This window comes from Ensifer sp. LC11 (assembly GCF_001695835.1).
Classification (GTDB): Bacteria; Pseudomonadota; Alphaproteobacteria; order Rhizobiales; family Rhizobiaceae; genus Ensifer.
On sequence record NZ_MBSO01000011.1, the window covers coordinates 126,815 to 145,302 of the forward strand.

An 18,488-nucleotide genomic window follows, 5' to 3' on the forward strand; every position below is an offset into this window, starting at 1 on the left:
GTCACTCGTTTGCGGGGGCATCACGCCGCGGGTCAAATTCCGCGGCCAGGATTCCCATCATGATGTCGTCGTGCCACTCACCGTCGATCAGAGCCGACTCACGTTCGCGGCCCTCGATGGAGAAGCCGGCCTTGCGGTAGGCGGCAATCGCCCGCTCATTGAAGGCGAGAACCCTGAGCGACACCCGATGAAGGGCAAGTTGATCGAAGGCATACGCCAATACCCGCTTGGTGACCGCCGTGCCAAGCCCCTTGCCGAGGCGCTCCGGATCGAAAATACCGATGGCGAAGCTCGCACGCCGATCGGCGTGATTGATATTGTCGAGCCTGACTTCGCCGGTGAGGCCGTGCTGATCGATGATCCAGGCCGCCGGGTGTCCGGCAATCCGCGCAATCCAGGCGGCTGCCTCTTCGTGACCGAAGAGGCAGGGAAACGATCGGCCCGCACCGAACATTCGGTAGATTTCCGGATGGCGGCCGAGCCTCAGGCGCGCATCCACATCACCGTCGCGGGGGCGACGAAGGACGAAGCCGATACCATGAAGATCAGGAGGCGTATCCGATGAACCATTCATCCGTGTTCTCCGCTGCAAAAGGCACGGCGCTGCTTGCTTTTGCGGTCGCTGATTTTGTCGGCGCTAATCTGTGCCGAAACGGCAACAGCAACGCAGGCGATGAAAAATTGTGCAAGAAACAGCCTGCGACAATCTGGCATGAAGGCGCGAATAAGGGTAGAGATCAGGCCTCTTCGACGCGAACCGACGGAGGCAAACATGAATGTATTGATGTTGACACGCCTTCCAGGAGTAGTGGGCCACCGTTTGGCCTGACCGGTTCCGCGACCTATCTTTTAAAAGAGATCGACGCGCTTCCGGAACTCCGGAAGACGAAGCCCTCTTTCGGGCTGCATTTCCGGACTGATTTTTTCATCGTAAGAATGCGGGGGAACCCCGCTTTCCTTCAAATACTCTGAAGGAGCATGCAATGTTCGGCTGGTTTGAATCCCGCCTCAATCCCTATCCCGCGGAGGAGCCAACGCTCCCCCCAAAGACGCTGTTCGGCTTCTGCTGGCATTATTCCAAGCCGGCCGCGCCGTGGCTCATCATCATGTCCGTCTGCACCGCGCTGATCGCTGTCGGTGAAGTGGCGCTGTTTCAGTTCCTCGGCAACATGGTCGACTGGCTGTCGAGCGCAAACCGCGAGACATTCCTTGAAGCGGAGGGCGGCAGGCTCTTCTGGATGGGCGCGCTCGTCCTCATCGGCCTGCCGGGCCTCGTCGCGATCGACTCGCTGATCATGCACCAGGTGCTGCTCGGCAACTATCCGATGATCGCGCGCTGGCAGATGCACCGCTATCTGCTGCGCCAGAGCATGACCTTCTTTGCCAACGAGTTTGCCGGACGCGTGGCGACGAAGGTGATGCAGACCTCGCTTGCGGTGCGCGAAACCGTGATGAAGATCCTCGACGTCTTCGTCTATGTCGTCAGCTACTTCGTCACGATGCTCGCCGTCGTTGCGACCGCCGACTGGCGCCTGGTCATCCCGCTTGCCATCTGGCTGGCGATCTACATCTGCATCGTCGGCTATTTCGTGCCGCGGCTGCAGAAGATCTCCAAGGAGCAGGCCGACGCGCGCTCGATGATGACGGGGCGGATCGTCGACAGCTACACCAACATCGGCACGGTCAAGCTGTTCTCGCATGCGGGCCGCGAGGAAGGCTATGCACGCGAGGGCATGGACGGTTTCCTCGATACCGTGCATCGCCAGATGCGCAAGGTGACGCTGTTCCATATCCTCGTTTACGCCAACAACAGCATTGCGCTCTTCGCCATTGCCGCGCTCGGCATTCATCTCTGGCTGACGAGCGCGATTTCGGTCGGCGCGATCGCGATTGCCGTCGGTCTGGCGATGCGCATCAACGGCATGTCGCAGTGGATCATGTGGGAAGTCTCGGCGCTGTTCGAGAACATCGGCACGGTCTATGACGGCATCGGCATGATGACGAAGGCACACGACATCGTCGACGAGCCGGACGCCAAGGCACTGAAGGCGGACAAGGGGGCAATCGCCTTCGACAACATCCGCTTCCACTACGGCAAGGCCAAGGGCGTCATCGATCACCTGTCGCTCGACATCAAGCCCGGCGAGAAGATCGGCCTCGTCGGCCGCTCTGGCGCCGGCAAGACGACGCTGATGAACCTGCTGTTGCGTTTCTACGACCTCGAGGACGGCGCGATCCGGATCGATGGCAAGGATATTTCCACCGTCACGCAGGACAGCCTGCGCGCCCAGATCGGCGTCGTGACGCAGGACACCTCGCTCTTGCACCGTTCCATTCGCGACAACATCGCCTATGGGCATCCGGAGGCGGACGATGAGGCAATCATCGCCGCGGCGAAGCGGGCGAACGCCTGGGACTTCATCCAGGGCCTCGAGGACAACCAGGGTCGGAAAGGCCTGGATGCCCAGGTCGGTGAACGCGGCGTCAAGCTTTCCGGCGGCCAGCGCCAGCGCATCGCGATCGCGCGTGTCTTCCTCAAGGATGCGCCGATCCTGATCCTCGACGAGGCGACCTCGGCGCTCGACTCCGAAGTCGAGGCGGCGATCCAGGAAAACCTCTTCGCGCTGATGGCGGGCAAAACGGTGATCGCAATCGCCCACCGGCTGTCGACGCTGACGGAGATGGACCGGCTGGTGATCCTCGAAGCGGGCCGGATCGTCGAGACCGGCTCGCATGGCGAACTCGTCGCCCATGGCGGCCTCTACGCCGACCTCTGGTCTCGTCAGTCCGGCGGGTTCATCGCCGACGACGTCGAGAAGGAAGAGGCCGCAGAGTAAGCAACACCGGCCCGCCGTTCGAAAGCGCGGCGGGCCGGTGCTTTCGATCTTACGCATTTGTAATCTGCAATTGTGCGGAAACCGATTGCTGTTGCCGCCGAACCGCCTATATCGGAACCATGCTCAGCGCCATCGTCAGCCTCTTCGAGAACTGGATCAAGCCGTTCGCGCCGCGCGAGCGCCTGCAGCCGCCGAAATCGCTCTGGGGCTTTGCCTGGTTTTACGCCCGCCAGGCCAAGGGGCCGTTCGTGGCCATGGCCATCCTCGGCGGGCTGGTCGCCATGCTGGAGGCGGGGCTTTTCTACTTCGTCGGGCGGCTGGTCGATCTGCTCGACACGGTGAAGCCGGAAGCCGGCTGGAGCGGGCTGATCGCCGCCAACGGGCCCGAGCTCCTGTTCATGCTCTTGACCGTGCTGGTGTTCCGCTTCTTGGCGGTGTCGCTCGCAGCACTTGTCGAAGAGCAGTCGATCATCACCGGTTTTCTCAACCTGGTGCGCTGGCAGTCCTATGTGCACGTCGCCCGCCAGTCGCTGACCTTCTTCCAGAACGATTTTTCCGGCCGCATCGTCGCCAAGGTCTGGGCCGGCGCTCAGGCGACGAGCGACCTCATCGTCTCGCTGCTGCAGGTCGTCTGGTTCATTGTCATCTACACCGCGTCCACCATGGCGCTGGTGGCGCAGCTCGATTGGCGCCTTGCGGCGATGGTCGCCTTCTGGATCGTCATCTTCCTGGCGCTGGCACGCTATTTCGTTCCGCGCATCCGCAAGCATGCGCGCGAAACGGCGGAAATGGCGTCGATGCTGAACGGTCGCATGGTTGACGCCTATTCCAACATCCAGACGCTGAAGCTCTTCGGCCGCGACGAGGAGAATGATCGCTATATCCGCGCCGGCTTCGACCGGTTCCAGCGCGCGGTGATCCCGTTCACGCGGCTCCTGACGGCCGTGCGTGCGTCTTTGGCGCTTCTCTCCGGTCTGATGATCGCGGCGATCGCCGTCTATGCGATCCATCTCTGGCTCGGGGGTGCGATCAGCTCCGGTGCCGTTGCCTTCACGCTGGCGCTGGTGCTTCGGCTCAACATGCTGCTCGGCCGAATGATGACCCAGTTCAACTCGATCATGCGCAACATCGGCACGATCCAGAACTCGGCCGAACTCGTCTCCCAGCCGATCGGTCTTGTCGACCGTCCCGGAGCGCGCGAACTTGCCGTGAGCAAGCCGGAGATCCGCTTCGAGAATGTCCGCTTCCACTATGGCAAGGGCGAACGTATCATCGACGATTATTCCCTCGTCATCCGGCCGGGCGAGAAAGTGGGCATTGTCGGCCGCTCCGGCGCCGGCAAGTCGACGCTCGTCAATCTTCTGTTGCGGTTCTATGACCTCGAAGGCGGTCGCATCCTGATCGACGGACAGGACATTGCGGCAGTCAGGCAGGAAAGTCTGCGCGCGCAGGTCGGCATGGTCAGCCAGGATACCTCGCTGCTGCACCGCTCGATCCGCGACAATATCCTGTTCGGCCGGCCGGATGCCGTGGAGGAGCAACTGATTGCAGCGGCGCGAAAAGCCGAGGCCTACGATTTCATCGTCGGCCTGCAGGACCAGCGCGGCCGTATGGGCTTCGATGCCCATGTGGGCGAGCGCGGCGTCAAGCTGTCCGGCGGCCAGCGCCAGCGCATCGCGATTGCGAGGGTGATGCTGAAGGATGCGCCGATCCTCGTGCTCGACGAGGCGACCTCGGCGCTCGATTCGGAAGTGGAAGCCGCGATCCAGTCCAATCTCGACCGCCTGATGCAAGGCAAGACGGTGCTGGCGATCGCCCATCGGCTCTCGACGATTGCCGCCCTCGACCGGCTTGTCGTCATGGACAAGGGGCGGATTGTCGAGGAGGGGACCCACGCAGAGCTCGTCGCGCGTGGCGGCCTTTATGCCGGGCTCTGGTCGCGCCAGTCCGGGGGCTTTCTGGCCCGGGAAGAGGCGGCCGAATAGAGCGGCCGGAGACAGGTTTCCTGCCCATCTCGCAGGGCCGAATTCCGCCCAACTGTTGGCAGTCAAGTCCTTGTGCCAATTGGCCGCGCTTTTCCCCGCGACAATCTGCCCACATCCCCTTGTCAAGGCTGGACATAATTTGCGATCAAGCATAGAACGCGCCGGATTGACGGGGAATCTGCGGGCCGTGTGCGCGCAGAATTTTTCCGGATTCTGGTGCCGATGTCGCGTTTGCAGCCGCAAACCCGGCGGTGGCGTCAGCACTATGAATAGGGCGTGGTTCCTTGACCTGGATCAAACCGCAAGGGGCAGGAATTTCGCCGGGGGCGGATGCGGTTTCCGCAACATTGCGTGAGAGGATGGTTTAGCCGTGAGCGAACACGACACTTCAAGCGAGGCCTTGGGCGAGCCCACACGCCGCGATTTTCTATATCTGGCCACCGGTATGGCAGGCGTCGTTGGCGCCGGTGCTGTGGCTTGGCCATTCATCGACCAGATGCGTCCGGATGCATCGACGCTCGCGCTCGCCTCGATCGAGGTTGACGTTTCGAGCCTGCAGCCCGGCATGTCGCTGACGGCGAAATGGCGCGGCAAGCCGGTCTTCATCCGCAACCGTACGGACAAGGAAGTCGAAGAGGCAAAGGCCGTCAAGCTCGATGAGCTGAAGGATCCGGTTGCGCGCAATGCCAACCTGCCCGCCGACGCTCAGGCCAGCGACCTCGATCGTTCTGCCGGTCAAGGCAAGGAAAACTGGATCGTCATGATCGGTTCCTGCACCCATCTTGGCTGCGTGCCGCTCGGCCAGGCCGGCGATTTCGGTGGCTGGTTCTGTCCCTGCCACGGTTCGCACTACGATACGGCCGGCCGCATCCGTAAGGGTCCGGCGCCGGAGAACCTTCCCGTGCCGACCTTCTCGTTCGTTTCCGACACAGTTATCAAGATCGGTTGAGGGGACTACTGATAATGAGTGCTGAACATTCAACCTACACGCCGACGACTGGCATTGAGAAATGGGTTGATTCCCGTCTGCCGTTGCCGCGTCTTGTCCACGATAGCTTCATCAGCTATCCGGTTCCCCGGAACCTGAACTACGCCTACACCTTCGGTGCCATGCTTTCGGTCATGCTGATCGTCCAGATCCTGACCGGTATCGTGCTGGCCATGCACTACGCCGCTGAGACGACCGTCGCCTTCAATTCGGTCGAGAAGATCATGCGCGACGTCAACCACGGCTGGCTGCTGCGCTACATGCACGCCAACGGCGCATCCTTCTTCTTCATCGCCGTCTACCTGCACATTGCCCGCGGTCTCTACTACGGCTCCTACAAGGCTCCGCGCGAAATCCTCTGGATCCTCGGCGTGGTCATCTATCTCCTGATGATGGCGACCGGCTTCATGGGCTACGTTCTGCCCTGGGGTCAGATGTCCTTCTGGGGGGCGACCGTTATCACCGGCTTCTTCACCGCCTTCCCGCTGGTTGGCGAGTGGATCCAGCAATTCCTGCTCGGCGGCTTTGCCGTTGACCAGCCGACGCTGAACCGCTTCTTCTCGCTGCACTACCTGCTGCCCTTCATGATCGCCGGCGTCGTCGTCCTGCACATCTGGGCGCTGCATGTCACGGGTCAGACCAACCCGACCGGCGTTGAAGTCAAGTCGAAGACCGATACCGTTCCCTTCACGCCCTACGCGACGCTGAAGGATGCGCTCGGCGTCTCCGTCTTCCTGATCGTCTATGCCTGGTTCGTCTTCTACATGCCGAACTTCCTCGGCCATCCGGACAACTACATTCCGGCTGACGCGCTGAAGACGCCTGCCCACATCGTTCCGGAATGGTACTACCTGCCGTTCTACGCGATGCTGCGCGCCATCACCTTCAACATCGGCCCGATCGACTCCAAGCTCGGCGGCGTTCTGGTGATGTTCGGCTCGATCATCATCCTGTTCTTCCTGCCCTGGCTCGACACGTCCAAGGTTCGCTCGGCCGTCTATCGCCCGTGGTACAAGCTGTTCTTCTGGGTCTTCGTTGCCAACGCCATCTTCCTCGGCTGGCTCGGCTCGCGTCCGGCAGAAGGCAGCGGCCTCATCGGTCTGATCTTCGGTGGGGACCTCAAGGGCAACTATGTGGGCTACTCGCAGATCGGCACGCTATACTATTTCGGCTTCTTCCTCGTCATCATGCCGATCCTCGGCCTGATCGAAACGCCGAAGCGCATTCCGAATTCCATCACCGAAGCGGTCTTGGAAAAGCAGAATGCCAAGGCGCAGCCGGCCGCCGCGCGCGTCTGATCAGAACAGCGATTGATAAGGAACCCACAACAATGAAAAAGCTTGTTACAGGCATTCTGTCACTCGCTGTCGTCGCTGGTCTCGGTCTCGGAGCGGCTGTCGCCGAAGAGGCGAAGGGCGGCGAAGAGCACGGCGGCGGCACGCCTCACTATCCGATCCACAAGCCGGAACAGCAGGACTGGAGCTTTGCCGGTCCCTTCGGTCACTACGACAAGGGCCAGCTTCAGCGCGGCCTGAAGGTCTACACCGAAGTCTGTTCGGCCTGCCACTCGATGAACCTCGTGGCCTTCCGCACGCTTGAAGGCCTCGGTTACTCGGAAGCGCAGGTGAAGGCCTTCGCGGCGAACTACGAAACCCAGGACGGCCCGAACGCCGACGGCGAGATGTTCACCCGCAAGGCTGTGCCGTCGGATCACTTCCCGTCGCCCTATGCGAACAAGGAAGCGGCTGCCGCATCGAACAATGGTGCAGCTCCGCCGGACTTCTCGCTGATCGCCAAGGCCCGCGGAATCGAACGCGGCTTCCCGCAGTTCGTCTTCGATATCTTCTGGCCCTACCAGGAAGGCGGCCCGGATTACATCCATGCGCTCCTGACCGGCTACCAGGAGCCGCCGCAGGGCGTCGAAGTCGCCGAAGGCACGCATTACAACCCGTACTTCGCCAACGCCGCCGCGCTGGCGATGGCCAAGCCGATCTCCGACGACCAGGTCACTTATGACGATGGCGCGCCGCAGACGGTCGACCAGTACGCCAAGGACGTTTCCGCATTCCTGATGTGGGCGGCCGAGCCACACCTCGACGATCGCAAGCGCACCGGCTTCATGGTCATGGTGTTCCTGCTGATCTTCACCGGCCTCGTGTACCTCACGAAGAAGTCGGTCTACGCCAACAAGGAACATTGATCGGCTGGCGGCGATCGCCGGCTCGGATCGAGATCCAAGGAAGAGGCCCCGGTTCGTCCGGGGCCTTTTTCTGTTAAGGGGAACCGCGGGCTCGCATCAACGGATGGTGACACTTGGGAGTGGCGTTGGTCTCGCCAGTGACCCTGGCGATGAACCGGGCATCGTCGCCACCAACCTGGCTTTTGGAGAATGGCCGACAGTGTTCGGTGACGCCAAGATGGCGACCGCGCTCCTCGACCGTCTGACCCATCATGGCGAGATCGCCAAAACCGGAAACGACTCCTGGCGCGTCAAGAACCGCTCGCAACGCTAAAGCGGAGACCGTCATCACCCGCGCTTGGCCTACCCCCCTCCAACCCCGGCCGGTGCCGGCGGAGGAAAAAATAGGAGCCTCCGCACGGGCATTTAAACTTGCAAGATGAACCGATGGTTCTGGCATCCTCACCTAAATGCAATGCGACGACGGACACAGCGGCATGGCCTGGTTCAGTTCACCAGCTCAAAATCACCTGGCTTCCATGTCTTGTCGAACCACGGTTCAAGCGGGCCATAAAGGCGAAGTAGTGAGTTCCAGCTCTTGCCCGAGACTGTCTGCACCCAGTTTGTTTCGTGACCCGCAGGCGGTTTTGGAGCGAACCAAATCGTCACCGATCCGTCAGGGTTCTTCTGGACATCTTCCTGCGTGCTATCGATGCCAGCGAGCTTCTGATCGGTTTCCAGCATCGAGCGGGTCTGGCTGTCGTAGACCACGAACGACCAGAAGTTGGCGGCTGGGACCGGCGCGGGAAGCGTGATCTTGTACGTCTTGCCGCCGTCCAGATACTCGCCCTTGCTGTCACGCGCAGCATAGGCATAGGCCGACCCGGTGCCCGGCTTTGCGTCGGCCATAGCCGGTGTAATGCCCGTCGCGTAGTAGTGGAACAGGGTGCGCGCATCGAGCATCCGTTCGCCATTATTGAGGAAGGCATAGCTGCCGCCTACGAAGCCTGTTCCCCATTGCCGATCCGGATAGAACATCACCCGCTCGTCGCGAGGAGCGAACACGATGGCGCGAGCGGTTGCGTTGGCAACGGCGATTGCATCCGTGAGGATTGCCTTCATGCGTGCATCAGGAGCGAACGGCTGCCCCTTCTTAATGCCTATGGAAGCGAAAAGGCCAACGATTTCCGGGTCGAAGGCGTCACCTGGCTCGTGCTGAATGACTTCGTTTATCTCCTCGTAGAAGCGGAAGTCGTTTGCATGGACCGTATTAAGCTGTTTGCCTGACAGGTCCACAAACGTCTGCGCCGTTACCTGGCCGGCGTCCGAAAGCGGATAGACGCGAGCTTTAGCCTTCACACCGTCGGCGGCGGCAGCTATGTCCCCGTCCTTTACGAAGGCCCGGTAAAACACCAAATTGCTGAACGTCGTTGACTTGGCGACGTGGTAGCCTTCCGATGGCAGGCCGCCGGTATAGCCGGGCGGCACGAACAGATACTTCCCGCCTTGCCCCTTGTCTGGTCCCGTCAAGCCTACGTCCGTCACCCAATGGAAGAAGGCATCATCGACAGGCCCGAGCACGCCCGGCGGCACCTCGACCACAACCGGGCCAGTGGAAAGATCAAGGCACTGTAACACGTACACCGTGGTTGAGTTGGCCGTGAGGAACAAGGATCGCGCGTCCATGAGGTCGGAGAAGATGCCGATGCCCTGGTTTGCCTTTACACCAGCCTCGTTCAAACCGTTACACACACCAAATACCGATGCGGCAGGTACGCCGGTCAGAAACGCCTCCACACCCCGCGCGAAGTCGAGATTGTCATAGACCTTCTGCACGGTCTCCTTATCGGGCAAGCCGTCGAAAAACTTGAGCGTTCCGATCCGGGTTTTAACCGTGTCCGGCGTTTTGATGTATGCGGGAACCTTGGCCGAGTATTTTGGGGCGAATTGCTCCTGTGCCACGGCAGGCAACGAAGCCAGAGCAGCCGTGAGAAGGAGGCTGCCTGCAACCGCGCTACAACCCCTCGTCAAAATCGATCGTGTCGTCATTGAACGTCCCTCTATGCCCGTCAGACGGGGCCCCTGGTCTCGTCACCGTCTCGACTATCCGCCGAGACGAGCCAGTTAAAAGCGGATGACAGACGAAGGCAAGTCAATTCCTGATTGCAGAAAATCACCGCGTCCACGATCAAAGTGATACAGCGACCTTTCCGCGCCTGATAAGTCGCGCGGCGCTGCAATGGCCATATGCGGTTGTTGCCACGGCCCCGCAGCCGAAGCTAACAATTACTCCTCCACCTTGACGCTTGCACAAACGATAACGGCCCCGTCTTGCGATGGGGCCGTTTTCGTTTTCCTGATGCCAGCGCCGCTTAGCTGAAGCGCCCGGCCGCGTGGGCGAGCATCGTGTAGACCTTGCCGGTATCCGACGTCAGGTAGGTCTGGGTGATGCGCTTGTCCGGGTCGTTGCGGGCGACATCGGCGAGCAGCTTTTCGAAGTCGGCGATGTAGCGGTCGACGGCGGTGCGGAACTCCGGCTCGCGGTCGTACTTGCGCTTGATCTCGTCGAAAGTCTGCTGGCCCTTCAGCGTGTAGAGGCGACGGGTGAAGACGTCGCGCTCGCCGCGCTGGTAGCGGCGCCACAGATCGACAGACGCATCGTGATCGATGGCGCGGGCGATATCGACCGACAGCGAGTTCAGGGACTCGACGACGTGACGCGGGTTGCGGCTGTCGCCGGCACGCGCTGCAGGCTGGGCCTCGGCCGGGCGCTGGGGCGCCGGCGAGGGCGCTTCCTCGCGCGAAGCGGCGCGCAGCAGGTCACGCATCCAGCCGCCGCCTTCGGCGACTTCGCTGGTTACCGCCTGAGAGGGTGCAGGCTGACGAACGGTGGTCTGCTCGATCCCAAGGCTGCCGCGCAGTGCCGGAGCCGGCTCCTGGCGACGCGGCTGCTCGACAACCGGCTGCTGGGCCACCGGTTGCTGAGCGACAGGCTGCGGCTGGGGTGCCGGCTGTTGCTGCTGCACCGGACGGGAGACCGCAGCGGCGGCCGGCTGCTGGCGCAGCGGCTGGGCGACTTCAAGCTGCGTCGACGACTTGCCGATGATGTCGGAGAGTTCCTGCAGCGCCTTGATCTGCTCGCCGACGGCGCGGCGCATGACGGCGGCATTCTCCTTGGCTTCTTCCGGCAGGTCGAAGGCACCGCGCTTCAGCTCCTCGCGGGTCATGTCGAGTTCCTTGCGGATCTCGCCGGCGGAGCGACGGATCTCGTCGGTGGCGCCACTGAAGCGGCCGATCGCCTCGTCGATCGCCACGCGAACCGCATCGCGCAGCTGGCCGGCGACACCGTCCGACTTCTTGCCGCTGTCGGCGAGCATGCGTTCGATGTCCGACACTGAAGCTGCGACGCTGCCGCGCAGACGCGAGGCGACTTCCTTGGAGCGCTCCTCGGCATTGGCGAAGGCGCCCTCGATCGACGCGCCGGCATCCTCGCCGACCTTGGCGATCGCCTGACGCAGCGCTTCCGATGCACCGAGCGCGCGGTTCTCGACCGAAGACAGCGTCCTGTTGACGTCGGCAAACGAGGTCTCGACGCCGGAGCGGAGCGTATCGGCGATCTGACGCGAGCGTTCCTCGGCGCGCGAGAAGACCTGTTCGACCGAGGCGCCAGCTTCATCGCCGGCCTGGGCCAGCGTGTTGCGCATCGCTTCTGCCGCTTCAGCCGCGCGCTGTTCGGCGCTCGTCAGCAGGCGACCGACATCGGAGAAGGATTGCTGGATGCCGCTGCGCAGATTGCCGGCGACGAGGCCTGAGCGTTCCTCGGCCCGCTGGAAGGCGCCATCAACAAAACCTTCGAGCGCGCGCATCGTGCGTTCGATGTCTTCCGAGCGCTGTACAAGGCCGACCGACAGGGTGCGCAGGGCATCCTGACGTTCCTCGAGCGTGCTGACGAGGTTCGACTGGGCGGCTCCGAGCAGGTCGGATGCCTGGCCGAGCACCCGCGAATGGTCCTCGAAGCGGCCGACGATGCCGCCGATCTGCGACAGGGTGGACGCGGAGATATCGGACAGCTTGTCGACCTTGCCTTCGATGAGACGGGTCGAGGTCGACAGCATGTCGGATGCCTGGCGCGTCGTATCCGAGACGCGGGCCATCGTCGATTCCAGACGCTGGTCCATTTCGCCAAGATTGCTGCTTGCCTGGTCGATGACCGAGGCGATCGCGGCATTGTTGTTGGCGAGCTGATCGATCAGGCCGAGGGCCGTCGACTGCAGCCGGTTCTCGACCATCTTCATCGCCTTGGCCGTTTCCTCGGCGCGGTGCGAGATCGCATTGAGCGTTTCGCCCGTGCGTTCGGCAATGGCGTTGACCAGGGCGGCGTTCTCCGCCCGCAGGCGATCGGTGCTTTCCTGGGTTACGGCGGCGATGCGCTCGGCCGCTTCACGGCCGGTTGCGGCATATTGGTCGATGACCGGTCGCGCCTGTTCGTCGATCAGGCGCGACAGCTCCAGCGAGCGGCCGGCGAGCATCGAATTGAGCTCGCGGGTACGCTCGTCGAGCGTGTGACGGATCGCTTCTCCACGGGCTTCCAGAGCCTTCTCGGTATCGGCGAGGCCCTGATGGATGTTGTCGGCGTGGTTGGCGATCTGGCTGTGCGTGGCAGCGAGCCGCGCCGTTGCCGTGTCGGCCGCATCGGCGATCGAGCGTGCGAGGTCGGCGTGACGCGCTGCCGTGGCGGCAGCCTTCTGCTCGATCGTGCTTGCGAGTTCGGCATGGCGCGCGGCGGTTGCTGCTGCCGTCTGGTCGATCGTATTGGCGAACTCTACCTGGCGCGCGGCGAGTGCTGCGGCGAAATCCTCGCCCGCTCTCGACAGGAGCCCGGCCGAGCGAGCAGCTTCGGCGTCGATTTCCAGGGCAGCGTCGCTGACGGCGCCGCGAATGGTGTTCACCAGGCCAGCGGCTCTGCCTTCGATGCGGGCAGTCTCTGTGTCGAGTTCCTGAGCGACATCGCCGACGGCGCTGCGCAGGTTGCTGACGAGATCAGCCGTCTTGCCTTCGATGCGTGCAGCTTCCTGATCGATATCCTGCGTTGCCTCGCCGACGGCGCTGCGCAGGCTGCTGACGAGATCGGCGGTCTTGCCTTCGATCCGTGCGGCTTCCGCATCGATATCCTGCGTGGCCTCGCTGACGGCACCACGCAGATTGGTGACCAGAGCGGCCGCCTTGCCCTCGATGGTGCGGTTGACGTTATCAAGGCCGATGTTGAGGGCGCGGTCCATTGTGCCAAGACGCTCGGCGATGCGTTCCGCGCCAGACTCGATGGCGCCGGAAATCCGGCTTGCCGCTATTTCGCTCATGCGATCGATGTCGCCAGCCCGTTCGCCGAGGCTATCGGCGATCCGCTGGCCGGCGCCATCGACGATCTCGTTGACACTGCCGACGCTGTCGCGAACACGGTCTTCGAGCGAGCTGAGGCTGACCTCAAGACGCAGGCCGGTGTCGTCGACCAGCGTGTTGACGTCGGTGACGCTGCCACGGATGCGATCCTGAAGCGCGCCGAGGCTGTTTTCGATGAGCGCGCCGGTGTCGCCGACGATCGAGCCGACGCTGCTGACGCTGCCGCGGATGCGGTCTTCAAGCGCGTTGAGGCCGCCTTCAACACGGGCTGCCGCATCATCGACGACGGAGCCGACATTGGCGACGCTGCCGCGGATACGGTTTTCAAGCGCTCCAAGGTTGCTTTCGATCCGCGCGCCGGTGTCGTCGACAACGGTGCCGACATTGCCGACCGTGCCACGAATGCGGTCTTCCAGTACGCCGACGCGGGTTTCAATGTGCATCCCGGTTTCATCGACGATCGAACCGATATTGCCGGCGCTTTCGCGCATGCGCTCTTCAAGAGCGCTCAGGCTCGTCTCGACGCGAAGGCCCGTGTCGTCGAGGCGGTCGTTGAGACCGTTGATCGACATATCGACGCGGTTGGTGAGGCCGTCGGCAGCCAGGCTAATCTGGTTGGCGGTTTCGGCCAGACGCTCGGCGATGTGGCCGGTGGTCGAACGCATGCGGGCGTCGAGTACTTCGCCGCTGCGATCGATGATACCGGCAAGCGCCGACTGACGCTCGGCCAGCGACATTTCGAGCATGCTGGCGCTTGTGGCAAGCGTCGTTGCAATGGCGGTCGACTGATCGGAGAGCAGACCCTCGAGCTGGTCGCGGCCCTGGCCGACGGCAAGGTTGATGGCGTTGATCCGGTCATCGAGCGTGACGCGGATCTGCTCATGCGTCGACGTCAGCGTGTCGCGCAGGTGCTCGGCGCGGCCGCTCAGCGTCTCTTCGATTTCCGCTGCCTTGCCGGCAAGCGAAGCGGTCGCTTCGGTGGTGCGTGCGGTCAGCGCATCGGCGATGTGCGCGCTGGTCTCTGTCAGGGTGTCGGAAATCTTGCCGACGCGGCCGCTGAGATCTTCGGCAATGCGGGCGCTGGTCTGGGTGAGCGTGTCGGAGATCAGGCTGACGCGGCCGCCGAGGTTTTCGGCGATCGCCGAAACGCTCTCGGAGAGCTTCTGCTCGATGTCACCGACGCGATCAGTCATGGTCTCAGCAACGGCCGTTGCGCGGAAGGTGAGGCTGTCGGCGACGTCTTCCGCATGACGGCTCAACGTGTTGGCCATCTCATTGGCGCGCGACGACATGGTCGAGGTGATCGCCGCTGCTCGTTCGGCAAGCACGCCGTCAAGAGCGGACGTCTGGCTGGTCAGCGCGTCCGAGATCGCTTCTCCGCGCTCGGAGAGCACGCGCTCAAGCCGGTCGGCCGTGCCGCTGACGGCACTGTCGATCGAGTCCGCGCCCATCGACAGGATCGTCGAAAGAGCAAGCGTGCGCTCCGACAGCGTGTTGTCGAGACGGTGCTGGCTTGCCGCAATCGCGCTGGTGATCTCGTCGGTGGAGCCGCTGAGCGTCTGCTCGATGCGGGCATGCGCGGCCTGCAGGCCGTCGACGAAGGCGGCAGTGCGACTGTCGAGCCCTTCTGTGAGGCGCTGTTCGCTTGTCGTCAGTGCGTTCGAAAGGGCGTCCGCGCGCTGGCCGAAACCGTTTTCGATGCGGTCCTGCGCCTGGGTGAGGGCGCCCATCAGGCCGCTGGTCTTTTCCGAGAGCACGGCATCGATGCGGCTGTGCGCATCGCCGATCATGCTGCCGAGTTCCGAGGTCCGGCTGGTGATCGTCTCCTCAATGAAGTCCTGGGTCGCGCCAAGCGTGGTGGCAAGCGTCAGAGACTGGTCGGAGAGAGCCGAGCCGATCTTCTCGATGCTGCTGTCGAGCGCTCCGCCAATTGCCTCCGAGCCGCCGGAAACGGTTTCGTTGATGCGGTGCAGGCTCTCCATGAGCTTGGTGTCGAGCATGCTGGCGCGCTTGTCGAAGGCCGAAGCAAATTCGTGGAAGCGCTCGTCGAAAGCGGTTGCAAGCTGACCGACCGTGGTCTGCAGCTTTTCTTCGAAGAAGCCGCCGCGCAGGTCGAGATCCATGATCGCATCGTCGGCACTGGAGCGCAGGCTCTGGCGGAAGCTTGCGCCCTTCTCGTCGAGCGTGGCGTTGAGCGAGGCAAGCACGTGGTCGAGGCCACCGGTAATCGCCTGCTGGCCGACGCTGAGGCTCTCGTTGAGGTCGCGGGTGCGGGAGATCAGCGTTTCGTTGAGCTGGCGGGCGCGTTCATTCAGCGCCGCGTTGAGCTTCTCGGTGCTGGCGTCGAGCGAAGTGGCGCGCGTTTCGAACTGGCTGAGGAGATCCTCGCCGCGCTTCGTAAGCGTGTCGCTCAGCTGGTCAAGGCGTGTGTCGAACTCTGTGCTGAGGCCGAGGCCGGCGGCCGTGAGGCCGGAAAGCAGCGCATCCGTGCGGGTCGTCAGCATGGAGCCGATCGACTGCAGGGCGCTGTCGGACTTTTCGCTGAGCGCAGCTGCGCGCGTGTCGATCAGCGACGCAAAGGCTTCGCCCGAGATGGCGATGCGCGAGGCAATGTCTTCGCTCGCCTGTTCCAGATCATCCTTCAGCTTGCCATGAGCACCTGAGATCGCCGAGCGGATGCGTTCCGAGTGACCGATGATGGCTTCGCGTTCGAGGCCGAGTTCCTGCACCAGGGTGCGTACGCGCAATTCGTTTTCGCTGTAGCTGCGTTCGAGCGCGTTGACTTCGGAGTGAACAAGCGTTTCGAGTTCGGTGGCGCGGGCGATCGTGCGCTCGATGCCTTCGTTCATCGCCGAAACTTCACGGCGGACAGCCTGGCCGACGGTCATGACGCGATCAGCCGCTGCCGTTTCCGGCTCAGCAAGGCGCAAGGCGACCTCGGCCATCGAACGCGCTGCGTTGCGCAGTTCCTGCGCGCGGGCGATCATGATGGCGAAGGAGAAGAACAGCATGATCGGCAGCACGATGCCGATCGCAACGCCGACGGCGCCAGGGGTAGCCGAGAGGTCGCTCAGCGAGCGGATCTGCCAGATCTGCGGCCCGTAAAGCAGATTGGCGACGCCGAGGCCGGCGACCGCCCATACGACCGACACCAGAGCGGCAACGCGGATCGCAGCGCGATTGGAGCGCACGTCAAGCGCGCGCAGCATCGCAGCCGGCGAACGGCGGCCGTCGTCGTTGGCGGCGGAAAGAGACGGGGATTTGGGCGCAGGTTCCGGAGCGAGTGTCCGGGCCGCTTCGGCAGCACGCGCCGCGCGGGATGGATCCGGCTGAGGCTTTGCTAGTTTATTCTGATCGGGCGTTGCCGCCTGATTGGTGGGCTGCGACACATTTTCCTCCGGATCATCCAAGGAAGTCTTGTCATTCGGGCTCGACGCAAGCTCGTCAAAATCGATCTTCAGGGCCGCTTCCAGAGCCTGGAATGCCTTTTCGTCGATCGACTCATTGCTTTTTTTCGTCGCCATAGGGATACGCCTCATTACCTTTTGCCCTCGATAAGGAAACAACCCTTCGTCCGCAAAAGGGCAGGGTGTCTTCTTCAAGGGCGGTGACGGCAAGATACGCGCATCGGATCTACGCAATACCCTACTGATCACCCACTGCATTGCCTCGACGGATAGTCGCATTTGTGGCCGAAAGGGACCACGCATTGAGCTTATCCACCGGAACGGTTGCCATTTTCGTACGCCGGCACGTTCCTAAGCGTATCGTAGTGACACATTAGCTGGGTTCTTACAATTAAGAGCGCTCGGGGTTGATTAAAATCCTAATGAAATCTTAACGCGATGGCGGCTTGAAGGGCGGAAAAGATAAAGAAATCAAAGAGTTTAACGGACGTTAACCATTCCCTGAGATTCCTGCCCATATTGCGCCCGGATTTAAGCCAATAGGTGCGCCGCCCGCCGAAGATGGACATCTGAATGCGCGGGCGCCGGGATCGCCCATGTGAGGCGATACGGAAAACAAGCCAACATCAAACAAACAATAGGGAATTTGGTTCATGGCGGCCCTCAGGATTGCCTTTGAAGCCCCGGACAGCCCGGGAAACTCTTCTACGACAGGCAGGAAGCCGATCGATCTTGCTCACCTTGCCGTTCAGACGATGGGTGACAAGGCGCTTGAAATCGAAGTGCTGCAACTTTTTGCGCGCCAGGCGCGCCAGGTGATGAAGGAGATCGTCGAGGGCGAGGGCATTCATCGCGCCCAGGCGGCCCATCGCCTAAAGGGTGCCGCGCTTGCCGTCGGCGCCGTCGATGTTGCCGGCGTGGCTGGGGCGATCGAACAAAATCCGGCTGAAGCATCGCTCTGCGACAAGCTCTCGACGGCCGTCCTTGAAGCCGAGCTCTTCATCTTGAAGCTTTGTCGCTAAGACATCCTACTCCGGCTTCACCGGAAGCCGGAAAGACGCTCCAGTATGATGGTACTGGAGCGTCTTCAGCGCCGTGATACGAGGGCAGCCGGTGGACTGCCCGATACGCGCAATGATGGCCGTTGTTGACTGGTCGGCCGATTTGTTGGAAGAACTTTCCCTGAATTTGTGCCCGCGGCGTTCGTTCTCAAGAGCCTTTGCGCCCCTGGCCAACCCACCTGTTCATTCCGGAAAGAGACATGACAAAACTTAATATCGTTGCCTTTGATGGCGCGCGCCATGAACTTAATGTCGAGAACGGCTCGACGGTCATGGAAAATGCCGTTCGCAATTCGGTTCCCGGCATTGAGGCCGAATGCGGCGGAGCGTGTGCCTGTGCGACCTGTCATGTCTATGTCGACGACGCCTGGGCGGCGACCGTCGGCGCTCCCGAAGCAATGGAAGAAGATATGCTGGATTTTGCCTATGACGTCCGGCCAACGTCGCGGCTGTCCTGTCAGATCAAGATGAGCGACGCACTCGACGGTCTCGTCGTGCACGTGCCGGAGCGCCAAGCCTAAAGCATCGTTCGATTTAATCGACTCGCAGAGATTCCGTTGTGATGGCATCTGTGATTCACTTCTGCGTGGAGGTGTTTCATGGGCAAGTTCCATTCGTTGGATATTCGCGACCG

11 protein-coding genes and 1 pseudogene are annotated in these 18,488 nt (G+C 62.3%); 9 read left to right on the forward strand and 3 right to left on the reverse strand.

Going from position 1 to position 18,488, the window contains the following annotated elements; genetic code table 11:
• Position 1: 1 nt before the first annotated feature.
• On the reverse strand, positions 2-574 hold the full coding sequence (locus BBX50_RS08650) for a GNAT family protein (RefSeq protein WP_065774911.1): 573 nt from the start codon (positions 572-574) through the stop codon (positions 2-4).
• On the opposite strand from BBX50_RS08650, the gene BBX50_RS29745 reads away from it, so the two are divergent.
• The 7 genes and pseudogenes from BBX50_RS29745 to BBX50_RS08685 all read left to right on the forward strand — a co-directional run.
• Positions 562-972: a hypothetical protein gene (locus tag BBX50_RS29745; RefSeq protein ID WP_139108217.1), complete on the forward strand. Its 411-nt coding sequence runs from the start codon at positions 562-564 to the stop codon at positions 970-972. The genes BBX50_RS08650 and BBX50_RS29745 overlap by 13 nt on opposite strands.
• 11 nt (positions 973-983) lie before the next feature.
• Entirely contained in the window at positions 984-2,837 is a 1,854-nt protein-coding gene (locus tag BBX50_RS08660) for an ABC transporter ATP-binding protein (RefSeq protein WP_065774913.1), read from the forward strand.
• Between the two features lie 119 nt (positions 2,838-2,956).
• Positions 2,957-4,822: an ABC transporter ATP-binding protein gene (locus tag BBX50_RS08665; protein WP_065774914.1), complete on the forward strand. Its 1,866-nt coding sequence runs from the start codon at positions 2,957-2,959 to the stop codon at positions 4,820-4,822.
• A 370-nt stretch (positions 4,823-5,192) separates the two neighbouring features.
• The gene (gene petA / locus BBX50_RS08670; protein WP_065774915.1) at positions 5,193-5,771 is read left to right on the forward strand and encodes a ubiquinol-cytochrome c reductase iron-sulfur subunit; all 579 of its coding nucleotides are present in this window, start codon (positions 5,193-5,195) and stop codon (positions 5,769-5,771) included.
• 14 nt (positions 5,772-5,785) lie between these two features.
• A complete protein-coding gene (locus tag BBX50_RS08675) occupies positions 5,786-7,108 on the forward strand; it encodes a cytochrome b N-terminal domain-containing protein (protein ID WP_065774916.1) in 1,323 nt (440 codons plus the stop codon).
• A gap of 32 nt (positions 7,109-7,140) precedes the next feature.
• Entirely contained in the window at positions 7,141-8,010 is an 870-nt protein-coding gene (locus BBX50_RS08680) for a cytochrome c1 (protein WP_065774917.1), read from the forward strand.
• 160 nt (positions 8,011-8,170) lie between these two features.
• A pseudogene (locus BBX50_RS08685) lies at positions 8,171-8,323 on the forward strand (ATP-binding protein); the annotation flags it as partial.
• 173 nt (positions 8,324-8,496) lie between these two features.
• Here the strand turns inward: BBX50_RS08685 and BBX50_RS08690 are convergent.
• Positions 8,497-10,038, reverse strand: coding sequence for a DUF1254 domain-containing protein (locus tag BBX50_RS08690; RefSeq protein ID WP_065774919.1), 1,542 nt, complete (start codon positions 10,036-10,038; stop codon positions 8,497-8,499).
• Positions 10,039-10,361: 323 nt separating this feature from the next.
• The gene (locus tag BBX50_RS08695; protein WP_065774920.1) at positions 10,362-16,910 is read right to left on the reverse strand and encodes a kinesin; all 6,549 of its coding nucleotides are present in this window, start codon (positions 16,908-16,910) and stop codon (positions 10,362-10,364) included.
• A 536-nt stretch (positions 16,911-17,446) separates the two neighbouring features.
• Here BBX50_RS08695 and BBX50_RS08700 point away from each other — a divergent pair.
• The gene (locus tag BBX50_RS08700) at positions 17,447-17,815 is read left to right on the forward strand and encodes an Hpt domain-containing protein (protein ID WP_065774921.1); all 369 of its coding nucleotides are present in this window, start codon (positions 17,447-17,449) and stop codon (positions 17,813-17,815) included.
• Between the two features lie 239 nt (positions 17,816-18,054).
• On the forward strand, positions 18,055-18,375 hold the full coding sequence (locus tag BBX50_RS08705; RefSeq protein ID WP_065774922.1) for a 2Fe-2S iron-sulfur cluster-binding protein: 321 nt from the start codon (positions 18,055-18,057) through the stop codon (positions 18,373-18,375).
• Positions 18,376-18,488 lie beyond the last annotated feature (113 nt).